This window comes from Bradyrhizobium sp. SHOUNA76 (genome assembly GCF_023006445.1).
Classification (GTDB): domain Bacteria; phylum Pseudomonadota; class Alphaproteobacteria; order Rhizobiales; family Xanthobacteraceae; genus Bradyrhizobium.
Genome location: NZ_JALBHA010000667.1, coordinates 1 through 2,790, shown reverse-complemented (window position 1 = coordinate 2,790; position 2,790 = coordinate 1). Strand labels below are relative to the sequence as shown.

Genomic DNA, 2,790 nt, shown 5'->3' with positions numbered 1-2,790 from the left:
GGGCAGCGCGGCGATGGTCGGCTTGCGCAACGACACCAGCGCGCCGGTCAGCAGCCGTTGCCGCTCCTGGAGATCGGCGACTTTCTCGTCAAAGGGCATCTCGAGCTTCGCCTTGTCGCGATGCGCGCCCATGCCCTTGACGTTGCCGCCGGCGCAGAAGGCCTCGCCCGCGCCGGTCAGCAGCAGCGCGCCGACGTCGGGATTCTCGCCGCAGCTTCGGATCATGGTGCGCAGCGCCGGGGTCAGCGCGTCCGAAAGCGAATTGCGCGCCTCCGGCCGGTTCAGCGTAATCACCGCGACGCGGTCGCGGATGACGCAGAGGAGTTCGTTGGTGCCGGTGTCGATGGTGGTTTCGCTGCTCATTATTCCTCCCTGCTCTCGTAGGGTGGGCAAAGCGAAGCGTGCCCACCATTTCTTTCTCCGTCCGAGAGGGTGGGCACGGCGCTATGCGCCTTTGCCCACCCTACGGCATCTCGACTTCAAAACTTCTCCACCCAGGGTCGCAGCTCGAGCTCCCAGCTCCAGGCACTGCGCGGTTGCTGCAGCACGTTCCAGTAGCTCTGCGCGATCGCGTCGGGATCGAGCATCGAGTCCGGCTTGTCATCCGGCTCGGTCCGCGCTGCGCTGCGGATGCCGCCGTCGATCACGAAATGCGCGACATGGATGCCTTGCGGCGACAGCTCGCGCGCGAGGCTCTGGGCGAGCCCACGCAACGCGAACTTGCCCATCGCGAACGAGGCGGACTGTGCGTAGCCCTTGACGCTGGCGGAGGCGCCGGTGAACAGGATCGCGCCGCGCTTGTTCGGCAGCATGCGCCTGGCCGCCTGCTGCGCCACCAGGAAGCCGCCATAGGCGCTGACCGCGATCGCCTGCGCGACATCGGCCGGGACGAGATCCACGATCGGCCCACGGGCGCGGCCGCTGGCATTGTAGACGACGAGATCGGGCGTACCGATCTCGCGCTCGACGAGGCCGAACAGGCGTTCGACCTCCTCGGGCTCCGTCGCGTTGCAGGCATAGGCTTTCGCGCCGGTCTCGCTGCAGAGCGCGCCGAGCTTCTCGATCTTTCGGGCGGCCAGCGCAATGCGAATGCCTTGCGCGGCGAGCAAGCGCGCCAGCGAGGCGCTCAATCCTTCGCCGGCACCGACGATGAGAGCGATCTTGTATTTCGGATGTTCCATGGCGTGATCTCTTAGGACAGGGAGACGCTGATCTAGGCATGGGCCGCGCGAACAACCAGCCGGCGCGGTCACAATTCCGCAGGGCGAATTGCTCCCTCACGGCGATCATGCCGCCCTGACAATTTGCGGCTTTATCGCGATCCGCGGCTGGAGCATGATCGACATCATCCAAAGCGGCAAGCGCCAAATCAGCGCAAAATGTCCGCATGGCGGAAACGATAGAGGACGATCATGCACAAGCCGGTCACCGCACAGCCGAAAAACGCCGCGGCAGAGCAACCCGGCCTGCTGGCGCCCGATACATCTGGCATGAATTTCTACCGCGCCGATCCGGCGCTCACCGACCTCTTGCGCATCCATCTGCCGGACACGCTGTTCCGTCACGTCGAGCCGCATCTCGACCGTCTCGGTGAGCTCGCCGGTGGCCGTCTCGACGAGTGCGCGCGCCTCGCCGACCGCCACACGCCCCTGCTGCACCAGCGCGACAAGTTCGGCCGCGACGTGCAGTGGATCGAATATCACCCGGCCTATCGCGAGCTGGAGAATGCAGCGTTCGGGGAGTTCGGCATCCATGCGCTCTCGATCCGCAAAGGCATCATGGGCTGGCCGGATAAATACCCTGTCGTGGCCAAGCACGCCTTCACCTTCCTGTTCAACCAGACCGAATTCGGCATGGGATGTCCGATCAACGTCACCGACGGCTGTGCCAAGCTGCTGGCGAATTTCGGCAGCGAGGCGCTGAAGGCGAAGTATCTCGACGGCCTGACCTCGACCGACATGAGCAAGCTGACCCAGGGCGGCCAGTTCATGACCGAGAAGGAGGGCGGCTCCGATGTCGGCACGCTGACGACGCGCGCGGTGCAGGAGGGCGACCATTGGCGCCTCTACGGTGAAAAATGGTTCTGCTCGAATGCCGATGCCAAGGTCGTGATGCTGCTGGCCCGTCCCGAAGGCGCTGGCCCCGGCACGCGCGGCGTCGGCCTGTTCCTGATGCCACGCTTCCTCGACGACGGCTCGCAGAACCGCTACCGGATCGTCCGTCTCAAGGACAAGCTCGGCACCCGCTCGATGGCATCAGGGGAGATCAAGCTCGAAGGCGCGATCGCCTATGCGGTTGGAAAGCTCGATCGCGGCTTCGTGCAGATGGCCGAGATGGTGAACTCCTCGCGGCTCTCCAACGGCGTCAAGTCTACCGCCCTGATGCGCCGCGCCTATCATGACGCGATGACGGTCGCGACCAACCGCGTCGTGTTCGGCCAGCGCATCATCGACCTGCCGCTCGGCCGACGACAGATGCTGAAAATCATGCTGCCGGTCGAGCAGGCGCTGTCGATGAGTTTCCTCACCGCCGACGCACTCGACCGCGCCGAGGCCGGCAGCCAGGATGCGGCAGCACTGCTGCGTATCCTGACCCCGACGCTCAAATTCCGCGCCACGCGCGATGCGCGAAAAGTCTGCGGCGATGCGCTCGAGATGCGCGGCGGCATCGGCTATATCGAGGAGTTTGCCACCGCCCGCCTGCTGCGCGATGCCCATCTCGGCTCGGTCTGGGAAGGCACCGGCAACATCGTCGCCATCGACGCGCTGCGGCGCGCGGTCGGACGCCACG

Annotated in this window: 3 protein-coding genes; 1 reads left to right on the top strand and 2 read right to left on the bottom strand. The window is 65.6% G+C overall.

Annotation, left to right across the window (positions count from 1 at the left end; all coding sequences use genetic code 11):
• Together MOV74_RS35345 and MOV74_RS35340 are read right to left on the bottom strand one after the other, a co-directional pair.
• Positions 1-363, bottom strand: a 363-nt coding sequence (locus tag MOV74_RS35345; protein WP_246931754.1) for an enoyl-CoA hydratase-related protein, incomplete at its 3' end; no start/stop codon positions are given.
• 116 nt (positions 364-479) lie between these two features.
• Positions 480-1,181 carry an SDR family oxidoreductase gene (locus tag MOV74_RS35340; protein ID WP_246931751.1) on the bottom strand — a complete coding sequence of 234 codons (702 nt, stop codon included), beginning with the start codon at positions 1,179-1,181 and terminating at the stop codon, positions 480-482.
• A gap of 231 nt (positions 1,182-1,412) precedes the next feature.
• Here MOV74_RS35340 and MOV74_RS35335 point away from each other — a divergent pair.
• Positions 1,413-2,790 (top strand): acyl-CoA dehydrogenase family protein (locus MOV74_RS35335; protein ID WP_246931749.1); only part of this gene is annotated, 1,378 nt, incomplete at its 3' end.